The sequence below is a fragment of the Nostoc sp. ChiQUE01b genome (assembly GCF_034531255.1).
Classification (GTDB): domain Bacteria; phylum Cyanobacteriota; class Cyanobacteriia; order Cyanobacteriales; family Nostocaceae; genus Nostoc.
In genome coordinates, this window is the sequence record NZ_JAVRBM010000011.1 from 79,096 (window position 1) to 101,406 (window position 22,311).

15 protein-coding genes are annotated in these 22,311 nt (G+C 41.3%); 8 read left to right on the top strand and 7 right to left on the bottom strand.

The window, feature by feature from the left end:
- Nucleotides 1-25: 25 nt before the first annotated feature.
- Nucleotides 26-721, bottom strand: coding sequence for a Uma2 family endonuclease (locus tag RMY63_RS10285; protein ID WP_322728595.1), 696 nt, complete (start codon nt 719-721; stop codon nt 26-28).
- Between the two features lie 954 nt (nt 722-1,675).
- On the opposite strand from RMY63_RS10285, the gene RMY63_RS10290 reads away from it, so the two are divergent.
- Nucleotides 1,676-2,497 (top strand): SDR family NAD(P)-dependent oxidoreductase, encoded by an 822-nt coding sequence (locus RMY63_RS10290; protein ID WP_322728596.1) that lies wholly within the window; start codon nt 1,676-1,678, stop codon nt 2,495-2,497.
- A 28-nt stretch (nt 2,498-2,525) separates the two neighbouring features.
- On the opposite strand, the gene RMY63_RS10295 is transcribed toward RMY63_RS10290, so the two are convergent.
- Nucleotides 2,526-3,764 (bottom strand): ScyD/ScyE family protein, encoded by a 1,239-nt coding sequence (locus RMY63_RS10295; protein WP_322728597.1) that lies wholly within the window; start codon nt 3,762-3,764, stop codon nt 2,526-2,528.
- A 439-nt stretch (nt 3,765-4,203) separates the two neighbouring features.
- Between RMY63_RS10295 and RMY63_RS10300 the strand changes: the two genes are divergently transcribed.
- The 3 genes from RMY63_RS10300 to RMY63_RS10310 all read left to right on the top strand — a co-directional run bounded on the left by RMY63_RS10300 (nt 4,204) and on the right by RMY63_RS10310 (nt 8,246).
- Complete coding sequence (locus tag RMY63_RS10300) at nt 4,204-5,700, top strand: glycosyl hydrolase family 57 (protein ID WP_322728598.1); 1,497 nt, start codon at nt 4,204-4,206, stop codon at nt 5,698-5,700.
- A gap of 301 nt (nt 5,701-6,001) precedes the next feature.
- Nucleotides 6,002-7,159 carry an FIST signal transduction protein gene (locus RMY63_RS10305; RefSeq protein ID WP_322728641.1) on the top strand — a complete coding sequence of 386 codons (1,158 nt, stop codon included), beginning with the start codon at nt 6,002-6,004 and terminating at the stop codon, nt 7,157-7,159.
- Between the two features lie 7 nt (nt 7,160-7,166).
- The gene (locus RMY63_RS10310) at nt 7,167-8,246 is read left to right on the top strand and encodes a sensor histidine kinase (RefSeq protein ID WP_322728599.1); all 1,080 of its coding nucleotides are present in this window, start codon (nt 7,167-7,169) and stop codon (nt 8,244-8,246) included.
- Between the two features lie 176 nt (nt 8,247-8,422).
- Here the strand turns inward: RMY63_RS10310 and RMY63_RS10315 are convergent, their stop codons facing one another.
- Nucleotides 8,423-9,781 carry a sensor histidine kinase gene (locus RMY63_RS10315; RefSeq protein ID WP_322728600.1) on the bottom strand — a complete coding sequence of 453 codons (1,359 nt, stop codon included), beginning with the start codon at nt 9,779-9,781 and terminating at the stop codon, nt 8,423-8,425.
- A 261-nt stretch (nt 9,782-10,042) separates the two neighbouring features.
- On the opposite strand from RMY63_RS10315, the gene RMY63_RS10320 reads away from it, so the two are divergent.
- The gene (locus RMY63_RS10320) at nt 10,043-10,834 is read left to right on the top strand and encodes a Uma2 family endonuclease (protein ID WP_322728601.1); all 792 of its coding nucleotides are present in this window, start codon (nt 10,043-10,045) and stop codon (nt 10,832-10,834) included.
- 146 nt (nt 10,835-10,980) lie between these two features.
- Nucleotides 10,981-12,153: an S-layer homology domain-containing protein gene (locus RMY63_RS10325; RefSeq protein WP_322728602.1), complete on the top strand. Its 1,173-nt coding sequence runs from the start codon at nt 10,981-10,983 to the stop codon at nt 12,151-12,153.
- Between the two features lie 224 nt (nt 12,154-12,377).
- Here the strand turns inward: RMY63_RS10325 and RMY63_RS10330 are convergent, their stop codons facing one another.
- Nucleotides 12,378-12,815, bottom strand: coding sequence for a CAAD domain-containing protein (locus RMY63_RS10330; protein ID WP_322728603.1), 438 nt, complete (start codon nt 12,813-12,815; stop codon nt 12,378-12,380).
- 1,068 nt (nt 12,816-13,883) lie between these two features.
- Here RMY63_RS10330 and RMY63_RS10335 point away from each other — a divergent pair.
- The gene (locus RMY63_RS10335; protein WP_322728604.1) at nt 13,884-15,608 is read left to right on the top strand and encodes a sensor histidine kinase; all 1,725 of its coding nucleotides are present in this window, start codon (nt 13,884-13,886) and stop codon (nt 15,606-15,608) included.
- 98 nt (nt 15,609-15,706) lie between these two features.
- On the opposite strand, the gene RMY63_RS10340 is transcribed toward RMY63_RS10335, so the two are convergent.
- Genes RMY63_RS10340 through RMY63_RS10350 form a run of 3 tightly spaced genes read right to left on the bottom strand, consistent with a single transcriptional unit; the run spans nt 15,707 to nt 17,721 of the window.
- Nucleotides 15,707-16,408 carry a carbonic anhydrase gene (locus tag RMY63_RS10340; RefSeq protein WP_322728642.1) on the bottom strand — a complete coding sequence of 234 codons (702 nt, stop codon included), beginning with the start codon at nt 16,406-16,408 and terminating at the stop codon, nt 15,707-15,709.
- A gap of 28 nt (nt 16,409-16,436) precedes the next feature.
- Entirely contained in the window at nt 16,437-16,748 is a 312-nt protein-coding gene (locus RMY63_RS10345; protein WP_322728605.1) for a P-II family nitrogen regulator, read from the bottom strand.
- A 4-nt stretch (nt 16,749-16,752) separates the two neighbouring features.
- Nucleotides 16,753-17,721, bottom strand: a complete 969-nt coding sequence (locus RMY63_RS10350; protein WP_322728606.1) for a sodium-dependent bicarbonate transport family permease — start codon at nt 17,719-17,721, stop codon at nt 16,753-16,755.
- 1,133 nt (nt 17,722-18,854) lie between these two features.
- Here RMY63_RS10350 and RMY63_RS10355 point away from each other — a divergent pair.
- Entirely contained in the window at nt 18,855-21,956 is a 3,102-nt protein-coding gene (locus tag RMY63_RS10355; protein ID WP_416212502.1) for an esterase-like activity of phytase family protein, read from the top strand.
- Nucleotides 21,957-22,311 lie beyond the last annotated feature (355 nt).

Consider the following 22,311-nt stretch of genomic DNA (forward strand, 5'->3'; position numbering starts at 1 on the left):
TACACCAGAACAGATGAAAATGCAGTTACAAACTATCTGGGTCGATACCTCGCTGTTGAAGACGATTTCGCAAGTCTTGTAAGGCTTGTTCTGCTTTGTCTACGCGTTCATCGGGGGTAGGAAAGCGTGAGCCTGCTTGATCGAACCAAAATAACCAGTCTCGCTCCCAACCTTTATGAATACCTGAAGCTACCCCAATTCCCAATTGCAACTCCGGTATCCAAAACTGTGACTGGGACTGCAAAATAAACTCATCATTAACCCGCTTGTACACCTCAAAGGGAGCATGATTATCCCGTTGCCAATATTCTGGATTGTAAATCACGTAATACAACACACCCAAATCCAGATATTTGTCCATTTTGAGATCGTATTCGCCACCATAAGTTTGAGAGACGATTTCCACGACTAAAATCGGTGGTGTCCAATTCTCTTCCCACAGCACGTAACTGAGTCTGCCATTCGGTACTCGTCGCCGTCTCTCCACACCCAAGCTCAAAAAGCCATCGGGGACGATGGATTTTCTCGGTGCTGTCGGGAGGTAGTAGATACCCATATCTACACCAAAAAACCAATCGGTGCGATCACTCCAAATAGCTGACAAAATAGCCAACAGTAAGTTAGGAATCAGGTTTTGCAGTTCGTTATCCACTGGTGTATCGTCAGAGTCAGGAAGTTGAGCCGCCGTTGGCAGGGGCGGTAGAGGAATGGGGTGTTCCATAGGATAGGTTCACAAGGCAACAGAATAAATCAATTCTACGATCTGGGAATACTAAATCCAGAAATTTATTCACTGGAGGGCAATCTGTGACGTGGAAAAAGTATTTGCCAAAAAGCCAGGGTTTTTGCCGGATAAACAAAACCAAGTTCTTAATTTTGGATAAAGTCGAGCTAAACAAGTTACTATTTGTCCTAAAGTTTTAGCAGATAATTCCAGACAGTGATCTAACCCTCTTTGATAATTTTCAATAAATAAAAGTCATCAACTTTTATTTTCAATAAAACAGTAAATATACTGATGCAGTTTTCTAAGTTAGCTAGAAACTCTAACTATTGCAACCATCAGCCAAAACACTATATGTCTTTTTTGTTTTTAAGCTATGAATTTTCTCAAAATCAGGCTATTTGTCAGGAAAATGAGATATTTCTACTGAGACAAGACTTATGCAAGATGTGCCTGAAAACCTGATTATTGCGTAGTGGTAATTCATGAATTACCGCTACTTTCGTTATGTTTTGCGTAAATCCTATGAGAGATTCATAAAAACTTATTTAATAAAATCTTTTGTATATATATATTTGTCGTTAAGAAGTATTAAGAAATCCTTATTAAAAAATATTGCAATACCTTGATTTAATTGCTAACGTGTGTATGACAGCGATGCTGATGAACGCTCGGATCTAGGAGAAATAAAATCTATGAGCTATACCCATTCAGCCAAGTGTGTTAGGCTTTGAGGGGTTCAAAACGAGAAATTTCTGCCTCATATAGATAAATATGAGGGATTGCAGATTAACCAAGAAATATCTTGTTGCTAAAGGCTTAGTTTCAGTTTGATTTCAATTGTGATTGATTATTTGTCTTACTTTGTGCCGACAAGCAAGTAGCTCTTGCTTGTATGTATCGGCAATAACGAAGAGTTTGGTAAGACTTAAATTTTGGAGAATAGAACTAATGGAGATTCAAGGTAAAGTTGCCCTAATTACAGGGGCTTCGCGTGGAATTGGACGAGCGATCGCCCTGGAATTAGCTCAACAAGGCATCAAGCGGATGATATTGATAGCACGCGATCGCCGCAAGTTATTGGAGGTAGCCAACGAAATCGAGGCTATGGGTACAGAAGCTGCGATCGTCGCCTTAGATTTGACGCAGACAATTGAAGTAAATATTGCTGTTGCCCAACTATGGCGCAATTACGGACAGATTCACCTGCTAGTTAATTGTGCGGGAGTCGCATACCAAAGTTCGTTTTTGCAATCTAAAATGCCCCAAGTTCAAGAAGAACTCTCTGTGAACTTGTTAGGAATGTACAACCTCACTAGTTTGATTGCTCGACGCATGGCCAGCCAAAGACAAGGGACAATTGTCAATGTATCGAGCCTGATGGGGAAAGTGGCTGCACCAACGATGGCGACATACTCAGCAACCAAGTTTGCCATCTTAGGATTTACCCAAGCCTTGCGCCAAGAACTAGCTGAACACAATATCCGCGTCATTGCATTACTGCCTTCCCTGACAGACACAGACATGGTGCGCGACTTAAAATTATTTCGCTGGGTGATCCCCATGACTCCTCAGCAAGTGGCTAAAGCACTCGTCACCGGAATGCAGAATGATTCATCAGAAATCTTAGTCGGATGGCAAAGTCATTTAGCCGTGTTGTGTCAACGCCTCGCCCCTTGGTTGTTAGAGCTAATTTTACGAATAGCAACACCACCGGCACCAAAAAGACAACGGCTGATTGAAAAACTTATCCCTTCGCGTAGCGTCTCGTAGAGAAGGGGAGATGCCGAGGGCGATCGCTTCAACACTCTTGAACAAACTTGTCCGAAACCTTCAGTCCTTTGGCTTTACTCTTGTGCAAAAAAGTAAGGCTCACAGTGCCAAGAAATGCTAATAAGCTGAAAGTAGAAGTAGATTCAGGAACAGACTTAGGATTCTCTATTTTGATCACTTGTCCAAGTCCAGGGCGATCGCCTCGGTTTGTCACGTAGATAGCACCATCAGCACCAATAGTCAAAGCAGTAGGAGACTCTAATCCATTGCCACTAAGAATAGTTGTGCGAGTCCCATCCCTGGCTATTTTAATTACAGAACCATCTAGATTACCTTTCCAGAGGGACTGATTAGCGTATTGCAAAGCATATAAATTACCCTCACTATCAAAAGCTAAGTCAGTAAGTTGAGTAAAGCCATCGGTATAAACTGTTGGTTGACCATCAGCACCAACTCGGTAGATTTTTGCTTCACCTTCTGGAAAAGGAAAACCAGTTAATTCGCTAATATAATAAGCGCCATCTGGGCCTATGGCGATATTTGTGGGTACTGCTTGAATGTCAAATGGCGATGACGATGCACCAGAGGGAAAAACTGGATTAGTTAATGTCTGCCGGGGAATTGTGGCGATCGCCTTTAAATTACTGCCATCAGTACCTACGGTGAGTAATTCATTAGCACCAGTATCAACTGCAACAATATTATTGCCATCTAAAAGAAGAGAGAAAGGATTGCTAATTAGATCGCCTTGATCGGGATTATTTGCAAGTTCATAATTAGCTAAATCAGCCACACTAGTCCAGGAATTTGTATTGAAATTAGCAGTAATAATTTTTCCTAAGTCAGTGTTACCTAATGTGGCGCGAAATGTGGGATTTGAACCATACCCAATTGCAATATAGGGCTTGCCAGTAGCATCAAATTTGATATCTTGAGGCCCAGAAGTATCAGTACCATCTGGTAATGCCAAAGAAGGAAGTCCTGTAAGTATACGTTCTTGCGTACCATTTCCTATTTTGGTGACTGCACCAGTTGTGCCATAACATAAAGATTGGTTGGCAACGCTCGGTGAAGGAACACAAGCTCCACTGCCGCCTGTTCCTGCCTCTGTGACGTAGAGACTGCCGTCAGGGCCAAAAGTTAGACCCCGTGGATTATTAAGATCGTCGGCAATTACCGAAAATGATGCCGCTTCTGCTGCTTTTATTCCTGAAAAAGCAGCAATACAAACACTCAAAAATGTAATTCCAAATTGTTTTAGTTTCATTAGACCCCTCCTAAAATTAAATTTGCGTAAATAAAGATAGAATAGACAATTTTATATTGATAAATACTACTATTTACCGTGTATAGTTTATATGGATTTTACAGCTTCTTTAAAAGAGGTAAACAGATTCAAACCCAGAAACCCAGATGAAATCTGAATTTATTAATTTCGAGTTGTATCATACCATTTCCAAAAATCTTTGCAACATAATGAATCGGCTGTAGAGGCGTACAGATGTACGCTTCTCGCAACAAAATTAAATAGGATTATTGTATATTTTCTAACATTTTTTATACAAGTATAATATCCGAACTGTTGAATTATAGAGATATTGCGGGACTACAAGACGATCCCAGTTTGCATCAATAGATAAAGTTGTAGATCAGAAATTGCCGTGCGATCGCATAATTAGACATACCTTGTTTCGGAGCAATCAGAAATGCTTTCCTTCCCCACAACCCTGACTCCTTTGCCCGAAATCATTGATGGCTTGCCGAATATTTCTGGTTGGGAAACAGAGGTTCTCTCTGTAGTTAACCATGATCAACCAGTATTTTTAGCAACAACGAATATCCGCTTAGAAGATGTAAATGCTGTGTTTGCGATCGCCTTACACATGCACCAGCCAACTATACCAGCTGGAAATGGCGGTACACTGATCAGCAATCTGCAATATATGTTTGAACATCCTCATGAAGGGGATAACCATAATGCAGATCCCTTTGCCTATTGTTACAGCCGCATGGGTGACATGATCCCCGAACTTGTAAATCAAGGTTGCAATCCCCGTGTGATGTTGGATTACTCTGGTAATCTTCTGTGGGGACTGCGGCAAATGGGACGCGGTGATGTTCTGGATAATCTTAAACGGATCACTTGCGATCCAACCTACCAACCTTATGTAGAGTGGCTGGGTACAATGTGGAGTCATGCAGTTATTCCTTCCACACCCATAGCAGATATTAAATTGCAGATCGTTGCATGGCAACATCACTTTGCCGCAATTTTTGGCTGGGAAGCACTAGCGCGAGTTAAAGGATTTTCGCCCCCAGAAATGCACCTACCAAATCATCCTGATGCTCTCTTTGAATTTGTGAAAGCGCTGAAAGAATGTGGATATCGCTGGCTACTTGTTCAAGAACATTCTGTAGAAACTCTTACTGGTCAATCTCTCACTCATAAACATTTACCACATCGTCTAATTGCCCGTAATTCTCAAGGTGAAACAATTAGCATCACAGCCTTAATTAAAACCCAAGGTTCCGATACGAAATTAGTTGCTCAGATGCAGCCTTATTATGAAGCTAAAACATTATCCAAACAACAAATTGGCAGTGTATTTGTACCACCAATAGTTAGCCAAATTGGCGATGGTGAAAATGGCGGCGTGATGATGAATGAATTTCCTAGCGCTTTTAAACAAGCTTGGTGGGATATGGTAAATAATGGGGGAGGAAAATCAGGTGTAGTTGGGATGTGTGGTACAGAATATTTAGAATTAATCGAAGCTACTGGATGCAAACCTGAAGATTATCCAACTTGTCAACCTGTAGGACAACATCAGATTTGGGAGCGAGTTTCACCAGATAATATTCAACCACAAGCTGTAGAGAATGCCATTCAAGAATTAAAGCAAACAAACTCTAATTTTCACCTGGATGGAGCCTCGTGGACAAATCATATCAGTTGGGTAAAAGGATATGAAAATGTGTTGTCTCCCATGTATCAATTAAGCAGTTTATTCCATCAAAAGATTGATCCCTTACTGCAAACTGACTCAGTAGAATCAATCACTAGACAATCTCAATACCGTAACGTTCTTCTACATAACCTTTTGCTGCAAACCAGTTGTTTTCGTTATTGGGGACAAGGTTCTTGGACTGATTACGCACGGGAAATTTATCAACGTGGCGAAAATTTATTGCAGATGAATTAAACTGGGGACTGGGGAAGGTGGGGCCCCCTCTGGGGATAAGGGGTGATGGGGATTGGGAAGACGAGGGAGATGAGGGAGATGAGGGAGATGAGGGAGATGAGGGAGAAATCAATTCAAAATTCAAAATTAAAGAACTTCTGCCCCCTGCCTCCTGCCTCCTGCCTTCTGCCTCCTCTGATAAAAAGTCAGTCAGGTGAATTGAGATTTAGTGCAAGAAAGTGGGAAGTCTAAGTGTGGGTTGCTGGGTGCTAACATCCGAATTGGATTAGCATCTGGTGTTCAAACTTACAATGAGGTAGTTGTGTTTCGAGTTGTTGTTGGTCATAGCGACGATCCTGATTCTCAAAACGCGATCGCTGAAGTTCTTCAAGAATGTAGCCGTTCTCTTGCAGGCTCACTTCCTCAGGCTGGAATTTTATTCACTGCTATAGACTTTGACCATGCGTTAATTTTGCAACGCATCCAGGATGCTTTCCCCAAAATTGAGTTGATTGGTGGAACTACAAATGGAGAAATCTCTTCAATTCTGGAGTTTCAGCAAGATTCTCTGACCTTAATGCTGTTTGCTACAGACGAAGTGGAAATTCACTCAGGTATTGGACGAGGAGTATCCAAAAATCCAGCCCTTGCAGCTCAAGAAGCGATCGCACAAGCAAAGGCGAAGAGTGCGTCCCTGCCACAATTGTGCCTCACCTTTCCCGATAGTTTAACGAGCAATGGGGTCTTAATTTTAGACGGTTTAAAACAAAGCCTGGGAGAGCATATTCCCATCATTGGAGGAATGGCTGCCGATGACTATACCTTTGACAAAACCTACCAATTCTTCCAGGGTGAAGTCTTGAGTGATTCAGTTCCAGTGCTGCTGTTCTCTGGACAACTACTATTTTCCCACGGAGTTGCTAGTGGTTGGACTCCCATCAGCCAACGTAGTCGTATAACTAAAGTGGATGGCAACGTAGTCTATGAAATTGATGGACAGCGTGCCTTAGATTTCTATCAGCATTATCTCGGTGAAGAAAGATTTGCGTCCAACTATGCCATCCATGCGCTAGCAGTTTTTGAGGATCAAGATCATTTCTATTTGCGGGCACCCAATGGCTACGATCAACACTCTGGTAGCGTGAAGTTTTTCTCAGATATTCCTGAACAGGCAGTTGTGCAAATTACTGATACAACTCGTGACAATATTCTGTCAGCTTCTGAGACATCCTTGAAAAATGCTCTTGCCGATTATCCCGGTGTGGAACCAACAGCAGCGTTACTTATTTCCTGTGCAGCCCGACGGCGAATTCTTGGGACTCTGGCAAAACTTGAGTATCAGCTGGTCAAAACTCATTTACCAAAGGCATTACCTTGTTGTGGTTTCTATGCTTATGGTGAAATTGCTCCTTTAGTGAGTGGAGGTCAAACACGATTTCATAATAAAACGTTTGTAACACTGCTAATAGGGACAAAATGAGTGATGTATGGATAACCAGGATGATTCCATACATATCCAAGAGTTGGAAAAGACCAACCGCATCTTACGGAAAAAGCTGGAACGCTGCGAAAATGAACGCCGCCAGCTAGAAACTGACATTGCAACAAAGGAGTTTTTACTCAAAAAAGTCATTTGTGAGTTAGAAGACTCTCAAACAGACTTGCAGCAGAGAGGCCAAGAGTTAGAAAATATGTTAGATAGTTTGCATAAAATGCAAGCTCAAATGATTCAAAGCGAAAAGATGTCTGCCCTCGGTCAAATGGTGGCTGGAATTGCTCACGAAATCAACAATCCCGTTAGCTTTATTTACGGAAATCTCAGCTATATCACCCAATACACCGATGACTTATTGCGACTTGTCCAGCTTTATCACCGTTACTTCCCCAACCCACCTGCTGAAATTCAAACCGAACGCAAAACCATCGATTTAGAGTTTATAGAAAAAGACGCGATTATGGTATTGCACTCAATGAATATCGGGACGGAACGTATTCGAGATATTGTGCTGTCACTGCGTAATTTCTCCCGCCTGGATGAAAGTGAGTTCAAAGCGGTGGATATCCATGAAGGCATCGACAATACTTTGATGATTTTGCAGCACCGCCTCAAAGCCACTGATAAAAGCCCAGAAATTCAGGTCATCAGAGACTACAGCAATTTATCCCATGTAGAATGCTACGCTGGACAACTAAACCAGGTTTTTATGAACATTTTAGTAAATGCACTCGATGCGCTCGAAGAATTCAATGCTTTACGGACTTATCAAGAAATCCAGCAGAATCCCAGTTGCATAACTATTCGTACCTCTGTCGTTGATTCGCAATGGGTAAAAATTGCGATCGCAGATAATGGCTTTGGGATTCCCGAATCGATTCAAAAACAGATTTTCAATCCCTTCTTTACAACAAAACCTGTCGGTAAGGGAACAGGAATGGGAATGGCTATCAGCTATCAAATCATCACCGAAAAACATGGCGGCAAGTTAGAATTGTTATCAACACCTGGAAAAGGAACGGAGTTTATGATTCAAATTCCTATCCAGCAGCAAGTTTGGGAAGTCGTCTAATGCAACGTTATCTTCAATAAAGGGTTTAAGACCCCAACCAAAACACGTAGCATATTTTCAGTTAGGGTTTAAATCTCCATCTGAAAATATCTTTAATTTTGAATTTTGTTAGCGCAGCGTCTCGTAGAGAGCGTCATTTTGAATTGTTAAAATGGGTATTCTGAATTCTGAATAAATCAAACTAAAGGCAATAAAATTTCAAATTTTGTACCTATACCAATCTGTGAATGAAAATTCAATTTACCGCCATGTCTCGCGGTGATAATTCGATAACTTACTGCTAAACTAGTATTTTTACCATTCTTTGTTTCCAGAGAAAAAGACTCCATAATTTGCTGCTGTAATTCTTCAGACATTCCAGAACCATTGTCAGCAATGCGAATTAAAACCCAGCGAGAATCTGGTGCATCTGGGTTACTTGCTTCTTGTGAAATAACTTCTGTGGTAATCTCAATTCGGGGTTTTTGAACAGTTTTTGTCTCTTCTAAATGTAATTGCTGTCGCACTCCTTCATTGAGTAAAGTATCCACAACTTCACTTAAAAGATTCATCAAAACTTGGTTTAACTGTCCCATGAAGCAATACACAGGGGGTAATTGACCATAGTATTTGACGATTTCAATTTCTCCTTGAAGACGGCTATTAATTAATAAAATTATACTATCTATACAGGCGTGTAAATCTACTGGTTTGGGAAAAAGTTCATCAATATGACAGAAGTTTTGCAAGCTAGTAACGAGTTTTTTTAATCTTTCGGCTCCCGTGCGAATACTAGCAAGCGATCGCGACAAATCTTGTTCTAAAAAATCAAATTCAATCTCTTCTTTAATCTGATTAATTGCTTGAGAAACTGATGGTAAATTTTGCTCGTAAGCTGCTATGAGTTTGAGTAAATCTTGACTGTAGTTTGAAACATAAATTATGTTACCCCAAATAAAACCCACTGGGTCTAAAATTTCGTGGGCTACGCCGTCTACCAAACGTCCCAAATTTGCCATTTTATCATTTTGAATCATTTGGGCTTGACTGCGTTCATAGCGGATCAAATTGTCGATTCCCCGAATTTGCCAAGAAATAATATTTAATTCTTGGACATCTAGCAATCTATAAGCACCAGATTCCGTTTGTACGACAATTGGTTCTGCTAATAATTCCGGCGATCGCTTTAAGCTAAGTTGCATTGTTGTTAAAATCGATGTTGTATCAGTAACAAGCAACATCGGTGTCCGCACATAGCTGTAGAGAACAGCTAATGGTTGCTGAACAAATAACTCTTGTCCGAATGGGCGAATCAAAAATTCCAGTAGTCGCCGCCGCGAAATCATCCCAATAAACTGTCCCTGTTCTACCAAAATTACTCCTGGTAACAAGGGGTATTTTTCCAAAAAACTAGCTACTTCCATCCCGGTGTGGCTAATTTCCACCGAGAAGTTATACATTGGTAGTTCTTGGAGGGTTGAATTTAAACCAAGATCGCGATCGCTACCCTCAGATAAAAATGGCGGTGAGATTTGGCAACTGAATTCTTCTGGCACTAGACACCCTGATTTTTTCAAAGACAGGTAAAGAATAAGTTAATATTTTACATTCTGCCACTCTCAAAATCTGGTTTTAGTTTAGGTATCTAATAAAACTAGTGGTCTGTCAAGCTAAAAATCTTTCTCAGGCGACTGGAACTAATTGGCGTGCAATTTATAATCTGGGTGGAGAATATTGAGAAAGCGATGTCTACGACGGGCTACGCCTACGCAAGCTAAACTAAAAATAACCTTTACGAAGAGTGCAAAGGTAGCGTTATGACCTCTGTAACCGATCCACCCAATGCCCTCGCTCCTTTCCCTTTCCCGGATCATACTCAACTTCCTGAGTCTAATGGTACGTTCGTGAAAAATTGGCAAGAGCATCCCCAAAGCCTCCTACTAACTGACTCTATTACACCCATCCTCAAGCAATTAAATCCTGAAGGTGAATACTGTATAGGGCAAGATTTAGGCATTTACTGGCGGTTGACCGATCCCCCTGAAAAAGGCGCAGAAGCATCAGATTGGTTTTATGTACCGAATGTACCATTTTTGCTCAATGGGCAAACGCGACGTTCTTATGTGATGTGGCGAGAGTTTATTGCCCCGTTGATTGTCTTAGAATTTGTCTCTGGGGACGGTAGTGAAGAACGGGATAAAACTCCTTTGAAGGGGAAATTTTGGATTTATGAGCAAGTCATTCGTCCTCCCTTCTACGGCATTTATGAAGCGAGTAAAGCCAGCCTAGAAGTTTATCATCTGATTGAAGGACAGTATCACGTTTTATCAGCAAATGAACGAGGACATTATCCCATAGGACTGTTAGAAGTTGAATTAGGTTTATGGCAAGGAGTTTATCAGAATGTGGAATTACCCTGGCTGCGTTGGTGGGATTTACAAGGTAATTTGTTGTTGAATGGCGATGAAAGAGCCGAACAGGAATCCCAAAGAGCAGAACAGGAATCCCAAAGAGCAGAACAGGAACGTCAAAGAGCCGAACAAGAATCTCAAAGAGCCGATCGCCTAGCTGCCCAATTGCGATCGCTCCGCGTTGAACCAGAAACCTAATACCGTACTACAAATTACGAATTACGTTAGCGCAGCGTTAGCGACGCAGGAGCGTCATTACGAATTAAAAAAGGGCTGGTGTAAAAGAGTCATCTGTGGCTTAATTTGTTTAGACACAAATTTTTACTGCTACCAGGGTAATCACGATGACAAATAGACCTCCTTCCGAACCGGAGTCATCTCAAAAAACTGCCCTTGGCTTTGATGAATTTATAGCCATTCTAGTTGCCTTCGCTACTATCGGAGCGATTCTTTTTTGGTCATTGTCTCGCAAGGATTCTAGTTGGAACTTAAACGGGCTGCTGTTGCCTTCCTCCACTCCATCTCCTAGTGTTCAACCAAATCAAGTATTGCCCTCTCCTACTGCCAAGGTAGAACCTTATGCAGTCCCCAACAACGTTTTGCCCTCTTCTCCACCTGAAGCTGTTGTTGAACCCACAACACGTTCATTCCCAACTAACAGCGCAACTCCTGACCGCGCAATGTTACCATCTATTTTGGTAATTCCAACTCAATCCCCACAACCACAAACACCTGTATCCTCTCCAACAGAACTTGAGTCATCAATTAAATCATCAGCGTTGCCTTTAGTAACTCCGGCAAAACCAAAATCAATCATTCCGCCGCCCATTGCATTTAACGATGTGCCCAATAACTTTTGGAGTCGGCGTTTTATAGACGTTCTTTCTGCTCGTGGGATTCTCAAAGGGTTTCCTGATTATTCTTTTAGACCAAATCAGCCTGTAAACCGCGCTGAATTTGCTGCCATACTAGAAAAAGCTTTTGACCAAGAACCGTCTAAGACTGCGATCGCATTTCAAGATGTACCAACAAAATTCTGGGCAACTCCAGCAATTGACCAAGCCATCAGTGCCGGATTTCTCAAAGGCTACCCGAAAAAAACCTTCAAACCACAACAAAATATTTCACGAGTGCAAGTTTTAGTTGCCCTTGTTAGTGGGTTGAATTTGAAAGCACCCACTTCCCCAAATCAGATTATTAGTGTCTATAAAGATGCTAAAGATATTCCACCTTATGCTATCGGCAAAATAGCTGCTGCTACAACCAATGGTCTGGTAGTTAACTATCCAAATCCCCAAGTCCTCGATCCCAACAAAGTAGCTAGTCGGGCAGAAGTGGCGGCAATGATTCATCAAGCTTTAGTTAAACGAGGCAAATTGGAGGCAATTACATCTCCTAATATAGTGAGTAGGCGTAGCCCGCCGCAGATATCGCCCAAAATATCTCCAGAACTTCCACAGACTCCAAAACCGAACCCAAAAGTTAAATTGCCCACCGGAGGTTCGCCTCAACAATAATTACTAATTCGTAATTAAACCAAGGATCGCAGGAAGCGACTTCTACGGGTACTAGCGTTATAGGTGTAATCTTGATATTACAAATTGTTAAAAATTTCGTCAGGAATTTTAGGAGAAGACTGAACGCCGATTTCCAGCGTCCAGTCTTCGGTGATTTAGAATTAGAGCCTACTTCTACACAGCAAGCTACGCGTAGCGTCTCATTGAGAAGCGATAATTAGATATTAAGCTTCTGGAATTTGTTTACCGACAACTTGTGATTTAAGAGTGGTGATTTCACTAGTTAACTCTTTCCTGGTTGAGGCTTTGAGTAAATAGCGATAAACAAACCAGGCAGAGTAACCAATACCGATCAACTCAAAAGTAGGTGCTACCAAGGGGATATCATTCAAAGCATCTAATATTGCCAAGAGTACTTTAACGGCAACAATTGATCCTAAAATTAAACCAACTGTTACTAGGGGTTGCTTATATTGATTAAAGAAGCTTCCCAGATAATCTGGTAATGTTGCTAAAAAGGTAGAAATTTGCTCCCCGTATTTTAGCCATTCATCTTGAGACTGTGCGGGAGGCTGGAGTTTGGTGATGGTTCCCGTTTGGCTATTGATCTCTGCCACTGTAGTATCTTTAGATGCGGTTTCGGTAAATTCTTGTTCTGGCATTTTCACTCCTATTAATTTGATAGTTGAGTTTTTCTAATCCTGGATAATTACAACCAAAAGGTTGTTGATTAGGTAATGTACTTGTGCATCAGTACAATTTGGTGAAAGGCACAAAAAGATTTTAGTGTCTTATAACCATAGTTGCCCCGTACTATCTACTGCATCAACTACAAGGTAGACAGTCAGTCAGTAGGAGGATAGAACTCAGAAGGCAGCAGGATGTATTATAATCAACTTCCTGAGTTCTATTTTTGGAATCAACTGGAATTCTCAGGTTGTGATTATCCCATTCCTTGTCATTTGCTCATAATCGTACTAAATAAGTACAAATCATGCAAAAATCAGTCTCCCTCTAATTTATATAAGCCTAGAAGCCGATTTTATTCGATATTAAAGTTATCTTAAGCCGCGTTCGTCAATTAAGGCATTCGTATTGATATTAATACGTAATAAAAATTTTTGTGTGTTAACATGGACTAGACTTTTAACCTATTTTATGATATATGCGCCTGGGATGAGGGGGAGCAAGGAGCAGAGGGGCAGAGGAGCAGGGGAGACAAGGCGACAAGGGGACAAAAGGGAATTATTGAACAGTCTCTCCTTTGTCTCCCCCCTCTTCTTTGTCTACCTTGTCTATTCTCCATGCCCAATGCCCCATCTGCAACAAGTATCAAACCTTTTGTTTTTTTTCCTGATTGTATTAATTTTATAGAGAAGCAGTAAGGTAGAGTAGTGGCGTAGGCGATCGCAAGAACTTATTGCTTGCTATCAACCGCATATTGAAGAAAGTAGGTGGTAAGGAGAAGATGCTCTCAGGCGGGTCTTTAGTGCAGGAAACTATATCATTGATCTTAAAAAAAGTGAATTTCTATTAACTTTAGTAATTATACTTAATAAATTAGTTATAAAATTTACTTATATAATCTAAGGTGATGCTAATTATTTAGCAAGCAATGATTTGCTCTTGCGATAAAAGAAGATAATGTAGATGTTAATAACTAAATTAAAGTATTTTGACAATCTAGACTAATTTGATTATTTTTGCGGGAAGGCAAGGAGGTTTGAGAAATGCCAACTCAAAAGCCAACCCCTATCTACAGCAGTTCAGAAAGCAAAAAAGTGTCAGCCGAAGAGCCATCGACAGACGAACTCCCAACTATAGAATTTCCTTCACGAGGAAAACTCAAAGCTAGTTCTTGGCGTATCCATCAAAAAATTGGCTATGGGTACTTTGTAGCTATCGGAATTGGCTTTTTTGGCTCATTGACTGGGTTAGTGATTGCTAGTTACTACCGGGGAAGGGAAGTTAGACAATTCAATCAAGCTTATGAACAAGGACAACTATTGAGTAATTATAGAGATGCAGTAGTAGGAGCGCAATTACATAGTTCTAACCTAGTTGCTGTCTTAGAAAATTCACAACAACTGCAAAGCAAAAAAGCTGATTTTCTGAAGAATGTTGAAAAAGCCAAGCAACTAGAGTCAAAAATTGGTGGATTTCTCGATAGTAAACCTAAAAGACTAGCAGCAACAAGTTCGACTTTACAGACGTTATTGCTGGATTATAAGACTAATTTAAAAGCCTACGTTGAACAAATCGAGGTCGTCTTACAGAAAATTGACTCGGCAAAAGTACAACCTCAGAAGATTTCCTCTGCCCGATCGCAGTTATTAACAATAATGCGTGGTGAAACAGCCATGCAGCTAGACCAGCTTTCTCAAAGCTTGGCTAACATCCTGCAAACTGCCCAAGAGCAAGAGCAAGAAAGGCAAAAAGCCGTTGAGCAGGCGAGAATAGTTGAGCGATTCATCGTGATCTTGAGTATGCTGGTTTCGGTAGCGATCGCAGCTATTGTAGCTTGGCGTACCAGTCGGGCGATCGCTGAACCAGTTATCACTGTAACCCAAGTAGCCGAACAAGTTGCAAGGAAACATAATTTCGACTTGCGAGCGCCCGTCACCACTGAAGATGAAATTGGCCTACTTGCCAAATCTCTAAATCGTCTAATTGAGCGAGTATCTGAGCGAACAAAACAACTACAACAAGCTAAAGAATTAGCCGAAGCTGCTAGCAAGGCAAAAAGCGTATTTTTGGCCAATGTTAGCCACGAATTACGCACACCGTTAAATGCTGTCATTGGCTTAAGCCAACTTCTAGAAGACGACGCTACCGATCTTGGTTTATCGCCAGACTTTATCACCGACTTAGAAACAATTAACGCTGCTGGTAAGCATCTACTGCACTTGATTAACGAAATCCTCGACTTGTCAAAAATTGAAGCGGGGAAAATGACCTTGTATCCTGAGACATTCGAGATTGCGACGCTAATTCATAACGTTGTTCTCACAGTCAAACCAGCTATCGAAAAAAATGCCAATGTTTTAGAAGTAAATTTTGATGAGCAACTTGGCACCATGTACGCCGATCAGACTAGGATGCGGCAGGTATTGTTAAACTTACTCAGCAACGCCAGTAAATTCACTACAAACGGCAAGATAACTCTGACAGTCAACAGAGAAAAGGATGAATTTCGACCAGAGGCTCCTTTGGGCAGCATTATTTTCACCGTTACTGACACAGGTATCGGTATGTCTAACCATCAACAGCAGCAGTTATTTCAACCTTTTACCCAAGGTGATACCTCAACGACGAAAAAGTATGGAGGTACAGGACTGGGGTTAGCAATTAGCCGCCACTTTTGCCAGATGATGGGTGGTGAAATTATTGTCAAAAGTCAGCCAGGAATTGGCTCTACTTTCACTATTCGTCTGCCAATGACTGTGCAGGATTGAGGGCATTGGGCAGAGGGGCAGAGGGGAAAGACTTACTACAACTTCTCCCCTGCTCCCCTGCCCCCCTACTCCCCCTCATCTGGGAATCCTCTGCAAAATTAAGTAATAATAGTCACCCTACCTGTATCTAAATCGTAACGACCCCCGACAATTTTCAATTTGCCTGACTCCACCTGCTCAGTTAAAAGCTTTGAGTGCTTCAATCGTTCAATTTGATATTGCACATTTGCCAGTACAGCGTTTTCAACTGCATCACCCGACTGACCCTTGACCTTTTCTACTGCTGGCTTAATTGCCTTCACAAAAGTACTAATATCACCGAGTAACGATTCGTTTTGGACAGCTGCGGTAACAGCGCCACAACGCTCATGACCCATCACCATCAGCAGTGGAGAACCTAATAAGACAACTGCATATTCAATACTACCGATCGCTTCATGTGTAGCAATATTTCCGGCAATCCGAACATCAAAAATGTCCCCAATACCCTGATCGAAAACAATTTCTGCGGGTACTCGTGAATCCGCACAACTAAGAATAGTTGCAAATGGATGTTGAGCTTGAGCAACTTCCTGCAACCGCAGCGCAGATTGATCGGGGTATTGCGGTTGATGATCGATAAATCGCTGATTTCCCTCTATCAGCTTTTGCAATGCGGCATCGGGAGTGAGGGATTCAGGAGAAGTTGAGGGGATTTCGGCAGCTTTAGCCTGTTCTACCTGCCATAGTAAATCGCTAGCAGATAGCATCATCCCAAAAGCCCCGGTCATTCCCAACTTCAAAAAGTCACGACGTTCCATGAAATGCTTCATTGAATTTATCACTCTCTTACATTGACGCGACACATCTGACAGAACGAATCTCCATCACATCGGAAACGTAGCAAGTACCTCCGAACTTATTCAGGAGTGGTTTGATATTTTCGACAACACGCTTGAGTTCTTCTGGCATACAAAACGCGAGGATGTAAACATTATCAAGCATGGTCATGTCTAAATCTTCTGTCGTTCCTCGTAATCCTTTACCAACAACATTTCGGATTACGGCATGGTTATGTACACCAGACTTGTCTAAATTATCTAAAATTTTGGCAAGCTCAAAGGAGTTGGCGATAATTTCTATCTTTTTAACTACGTGCATATTCTTACCTCCAAAATAGGTTAATTCCGTAGAGATATAACGGAATTCCCACAATAATATTGAACGGGAATGTGACTGCTAGAGCGGTAGAAACATACAGGCTGGGATTTGCCTCTGGAACAGTCATCCGCATCGCCGCTGGGACAGCAATGTAAGAAGCACTGGCACACAATACAGCGAATAACAGCGAATTTCCCTGAGGCATACCGATGAATTTGGCAATCACCAACCCAATGCCTGCATTGAGTATTGGAATTAGTATGGCAAATGAAATCAGGAAAACTCCGGTTTTTTGCAAGTCTTTAATTCTTCTAGCAGCGACCAGTCCCATATCCAGTAAAAAGAAGGTGAGAATGCCATAAAACAACCCTTGAGTAAAAGGTTCTAATACGTGCCAACCGTGTTCTCCTGTCAAGACGCCGATCAAGAGGCTACCGACTAGGAGAAAAACTGAACTATTAAGAAATGCTTCTTGCAAAACTTCCGACCAAGCAAACTCTCGCTTTTCATCGGCGGTGAATATATTCACCAAGATCAAACCAACAATGATCGCCGGGGATTCCATCAGGGCAAGAGCTGCTACCATGTAGCCATCATACTGAATCCCAAGCTCACTCAGAAAAGCGCCAGCAGTGATGAAAGTGACGGCACTGATAGAACCGTAGGTTGCAGCGATCGCCGCAGCATCGTAAGTATCCAGTTTCAACTTCAGGATAAAAAAGGTGTAAATTGGAACAAAACAAGCCATGATCATTGCTGCCAGGAGTGTTAGAACTACTTCCTGATTCAGCCCGCTTTTGATTAGTTCTACCCCTCCTTTAAAACCAATGGCAAACAGCAAATACAACGAAAGGAGTTTGGGCACTGGTGGGGGAATTTCTAGATCAGACTTGACAAAAACAGCAGTCATGCCTAAAAAGAAAAACAGAATTGGCGGATTCAAAAAGTTGGATACAATTAAGCTAAAATCCATATCCACCCCTCTTTATACTGGTGAAACCTGCAATTAAAGAAATTTTTCATCTTTAAAAATTTAACGGTTGAATCATGATGTATCGTGTATCGTTACCCTATGTCAATTGGGTACTCAAGGAGTGAATAGTCCTATTGGTGACAATAGTCTCGGCTAGGTATTACAGCGTTTTTCACTTCAATAAACCACAAGTTAAGGAACATTGCCGTGTCCCTACGAAAATCTGTAGTTGAATTAACTGAAAATAGCTGTCTGTTCTGTTAACAACAAAGAACAAGTGAGAGCTTGCCCAGTATTTTTATGATGTTTGATTCCCCGTCGCTGATTTTACGACAGAACGCGCCGGAATAACTAGCGGCTAACTTATCTACGTAGAAAAGTTAACGTATTGTAGGGGCAATTCATGAATTGCCCCTACACGAACCTTGTCTAAATCCCAGTATTCTTTGATTTACAACAGTTTGGTAAATCCCGTTTGCTGAAATGACGGTCAGATGTCAAAGCTTGAGTAATCCCCTCCTGTGTCATCACCGCAAAGCTAATACAGTCAGTTAGTCCCCAATTGTCATTTTACATCTTTTAGGGAATGAAACAGCCCTGCCCCTTTACAAGGGCAGGGTTAGGGAGGGGTAAAGATGTACTTTATTTAGATGCAAAATGCTGTATTATTTTTTGATTTATTTTTATCAAATTTTAGAAAAATAGATTTTGAAGATAAACATATTTTAATCGTTTCTGCCGTTTGATTTATTCTTTTCTTAATCTTTTAATGAAAATATCCTTAATGCTAGCTAAGTTATCTCATAACTACTATCGACAGCTTTAAATTTGGAATCTAAGTGTTTGACACTTTTACTCACTAACACAGATTAGTAGTTGACATTCTACTATCATTACTCAAGCTTTCGATAACTCTGAGAAAATACGTTTTTTTTAAATGGATTTTCATATTATCGACAAAATAGGACTGAACATATTTACCAAACTATATTCTTCTAACTCTGACATTTAACCGTAATCCCGGTTTATAGTATGAAAAAATAATTGGTTTTTCCCAGTAGAGTTAATGCAATTAGAGAACTTGTCTAGCTGGCGATCGCTCTCAAATCAAACAACCAACAAACATTCTAATTATGGCAATTGAATTAGTCGGTTTTGCCTCTTTACCCGCTGATACTTTTAGTGATGGGCCACCTTCTGGTAAAGATGTTTCAGCCAATGGTAGAACAGGGCCTTTCCCAGGACAGCCAATACAAGGCTTCAGCGGTGTCCAATTTGCTAACAGTAACTCTTTGTACTTCCTGTCAGATAACGGTTACGGTAGCAAAGATAATAGTGCAGATTTTCTACTGCGAATCAATCGTCTAGACCCAAATTTTAAGGGAACAGAAAATGGAGACGGCAGCGTTAAAGTTTTAGACTACATTCAACTGTCTGACCCTAACCACAAAGTTCTTTTTGGAATTGTTAACGAAGGAACTAATGACAGATTACTAACTGGTGCAGACTTTGATGTAGAATCATTCGTTTTTGATAAAGATGGGACAATCTGGATTGGAGACGAGTTTGGCCCCTACTTACTGCATTTTGATGCCACTGGTAAGTTATTAGAGGCTCCCATTGCTACAGCCGACCAATTCAAAACATTAAATGGAGAAGCACCTAAAGTTATTGGTCACAGAGGTGCAAGCGGCTATCGTCCAGAACACACCTTAGAGTCTTACAAGCAAGCAATTGAGCGCGGCGCTGACTTTATTGAGCCTGACTTGGTTGTGACAAAAGATGGTGTGCTAATTGCTCGCCATGAGCCAGCTTTAGCAGTTTTGAATGCTGATGGTACTGTTAATTTCAACAATACAACCACAGATGTTTACAAACATCCAGAGTTTGCCGATCGCAAAAAAACAGTAAGCTTAGATGGAAACACAATTACAGGTTGGTTTGCTGAAGACTTCACCTTAGCTGAAATCAAGACTCTAAGAGCAGAAGAACGTCTACCTTTCCGGGATCATTCATTTGACGATCAATTTGAGATTCCTACCTTCACGGAAATCATCAATTTGGTTAAGGATGTGGAAGCCAAGACAGGTAAAAAGATTGGCATTTACCCGGAAACTAAACATCCAACCTATTTTGCTGATGAAGCCACCTATGTAGGCACTACAGACAAAATACACAGAAACATCAGTCAGTTACTCATTGATACGCTCAAAGCAAATAACTTTACTGACCCCAGTCGGATTTTTATCCAGTCCTTTGAAGTGAGTAACCTTAAAGAACTGCATGATCGCATTATGCCTGCGGCAGGGGTAGATATTCCACTGATCCAACTTCTAGATGCCAGTGATATTGACATCAACGGTAAAATTATTGAAAGTCAGCCTTATGATTTGAAAGTCAGTGGTGACACTCGCACCTATGGTGACTTGCGAAATCCAGAAGGTTTGGCTGAAGTTGCCACTTATGCTGATGGCATTGGCCCTTGGAAGCGGATGATTGTTAGCGTCAAAGGTACTGATGCTAATGGTGATGGCAAAGCCGATGATGTGAATGGGGATGGAGCAGTCAATGATGCTGATAAGACAACATTACCTCCCTCTACCCTAATTCAAGATGCTCACAATGCAGGGTTACAGGTTCATCCTTACACCTTCCGGGCGGAAGATCAATATTTAGCAGCAGATTATAAAGGCAAGCTAGAGCTAGAAATCCAGCAATTTTACCAATTAGGTGTAGATGCACTCTTCTCAGATTTCCCAGATATCGCAGATGAAGTACGCGATAAACTCAGAGACGATCCTCAGTATAATGTAGTGCGATCGCCACAAAACCCTGATGTACTTTCAGGTGATGCCTTTGCTAATTTGGCTAGCTCCAAAGGTTTTGAAGGTGGAGCAATCAACGCCAGCAAAACCAAGCTCTATATGATGCTAGAAGGGACAGTCCAAGGCGATACTCCTGGTGCTTTGCGGATTAACGAATTTGACCTTGCTAGCCATAAATACAGCGATCACTTACGTTACTACAGATTGGATAACCCGTCAAATTCCATTGGGGATTTAGCAGTCATTAATGATAATGAGTACCTAGTCATTGAACGAGATAACAATCAAGGGGATGCGGCTAAATTTAAGAGAATCTACAAAATAGACTTGTCTAAAACAGATTCTTATGGCTATGTTGCTAAAGAAGAAGTTGCAGACTTGTTAAACATCCAAGACCCCAACGATCTGAATGGGGATGGTAAGACTACCTTCGACTTCCCCTTCCAAACCATTGAAAATGTTCTGGTTGTTGACAAAAATACCATTTTGGTAGCTAATGACAATAACTATCCCTTCTCTACAGGTCGTCCTGGCAATGATCCTCAGCATCCAGTAATAGACAACAATGAAATTCTACTGCTGAAGTTGGAAAAGCCCCTTAACCTTGCTCCTGGTTTAGGTCAACCTCAAGCTGAAAAAATTAATTTTGGCTCTACTAGCAGCAATGATATTACCGTTCAGCCAAATCAAACCTTATTTACAGGTGACGGAGCAGATTTTATAGAGGGTAGTAAAGCTAACACAATTGTGACAGGGAATGGTGAAGACACTGTGGTAGTCGGTAGTGACTCCTCGGTGTCCACAGGCGACGATAACGATCAAGTCTTAATTGGCGCAAATGGCCCTGCTAACCAGATTAATGCTGATGGTGGTGCTGGTAATGATGAAATTACCGTAGTGGAAGCCAATGGTACTAATAATTTACTTGGGGCAGCAGGTAATGATACTTTGACAGTTGTTGAAGGTTCGCGTCAATTTTCCTTTGGCGGTTCAGGTAACGACACTCTCAAGAGTCAAGGTAATAATAACCGTCTCTACGGTGGTTCCGGTGATGACAAACTCTTCTCCAGTGTGAATGATTTCCTGTTTGGTGGCGATGGTGATGATGTGCTATTTGCTAGTCAACAGGGTGATAATCGCCTCAGTGGTGGTGCTGGTGCTGACCAATTCTGGATTGCTAACGCCAGTCTTCCAACTAGCAAGAACATTGTGACTGATTTTGCGATCGGTATTGATAAAATCGGGCTCGGTGGGATTGGCGTCACTCAGTTTAGTGCCCTAACCCTATTGCAACAGGGTGCTGACACTATCATAAAAACAGGAAATACAGAGTTGGCTTCATTACTACAAATTACCTCAACTAGGCTGACTGCAAATGACTTCGTTTTCTCTGCTAGTGTTGTGGCTTAGTCTGTTCGCCTAGTGCAGCTTGGCATAAATAACTATCAGTTGAAACAGCGGTTTTCAATTAGTAGACTACAGTAAATAGTTCGTTATTGTGGGGTGGGCATTGTAATGCCCACCCTATTCTCGTTTCGCTGGAGTCCAACCTACCTCAAAGGGGTCACATTACTTATCAGTTGCTAAAATCGCAGTATTCCTTGTTCCTCAAGGTATGAATTCTTTTTGTTCTCTCAAAATAAGCCTACGTACAGTTAATATTCCCATTGCAAACATCTCTAAAGTTTTAATTTTCAATGAAGATGTATTGAAAATAACTACGATTTGGAGGAAATAGGTCAGAATGAGAGAACTAAATCTTAGA

Coding starts and splice junctions, on each gene's coding strand:
- RMY63_RS10285 (WP_322728595.1), bottom strand. CDS start 721: ATGGAACACCCCATTCCTCTACCGCCCCTGCCAACGGCGGCTCAACTT.
- RMY63_RS10290 (WP_322728596.1), top strand. CDS start 1,676: ATGGAGATTCAAGGTAAAGTTGCCCTAATTACAGGGGCTTCGCGTGGA.
- RMY63_RS10295 (WP_322728597.1), bottom strand. CDS start 3,764: ATGAAACTAAAACAATTTGGAATTACATTTTTGAGTGTTTGTATTGCT.
- RMY63_RS10300 (WP_322728598.1), top strand. CDS start 4,204: ATGCTTTCCTTCCCCACAACCCTGACTCCTTTGCCCGAAATCATTGAT.
- RMY63_RS10310 (WP_322728599.1), top strand. CDS start 7,167: ATGGATAACCAGGATGATTCCATACATATCCAAGAGTTGGAAAAGACC.
- RMY63_RS10320 (WP_322728601.1), top strand. CDS start 10,043: ATGACCTCTGTAACCGATCCACCCAATGCCCTCGCTCCTTTCCCTTTC.
- RMY63_RS10325 (WP_322728602.1), top strand. CDS start 10,981: ATGACAAATAGACCTCCTTCCGAACCGGAGTCATCTCAAAAAACTGCC.
- RMY63_RS10330 (WP_322728603.1), bottom strand. CDS start 12,815: ATGCCAGAACAAGAATTTACCGAAACCGCATCTAAAGATACTACAGTG.
- RMY63_RS10335 (WP_322728604.1), top strand. CDS start 13,884: ATGCCAACTCAAAAGCCAACCCCTATCTACAGCAGTTCAGAAAGCAAA.
- RMY63_RS10340 (WP_322728642.1), bottom strand. CDS start 16,408: ATGGAACGTCGTGACTTTTTGAAGTTGGGAATGACCGGGGCTTTTGGG.
- RMY63_RS10345 (WP_322728605.1), bottom strand. CDS start 16,748: ATGCACGTAGTTAAAAAGATAGAAATTATCGCCAACTCCTTTGAGCTT.
- RMY63_RS10350 (WP_322728606.1), bottom strand. CDS start 17,721: ATGGATTTTAGCTTAATTGTATCCAACTTTTTGAATCCGCCAATTCTG.
- RMY63_RS10355 (WP_416212502.1), top strand. CDS start 18,855: ATGGCAATTGAATTAGTCGGTTTTGCCTCTTTACCCGCTGATACTTTT.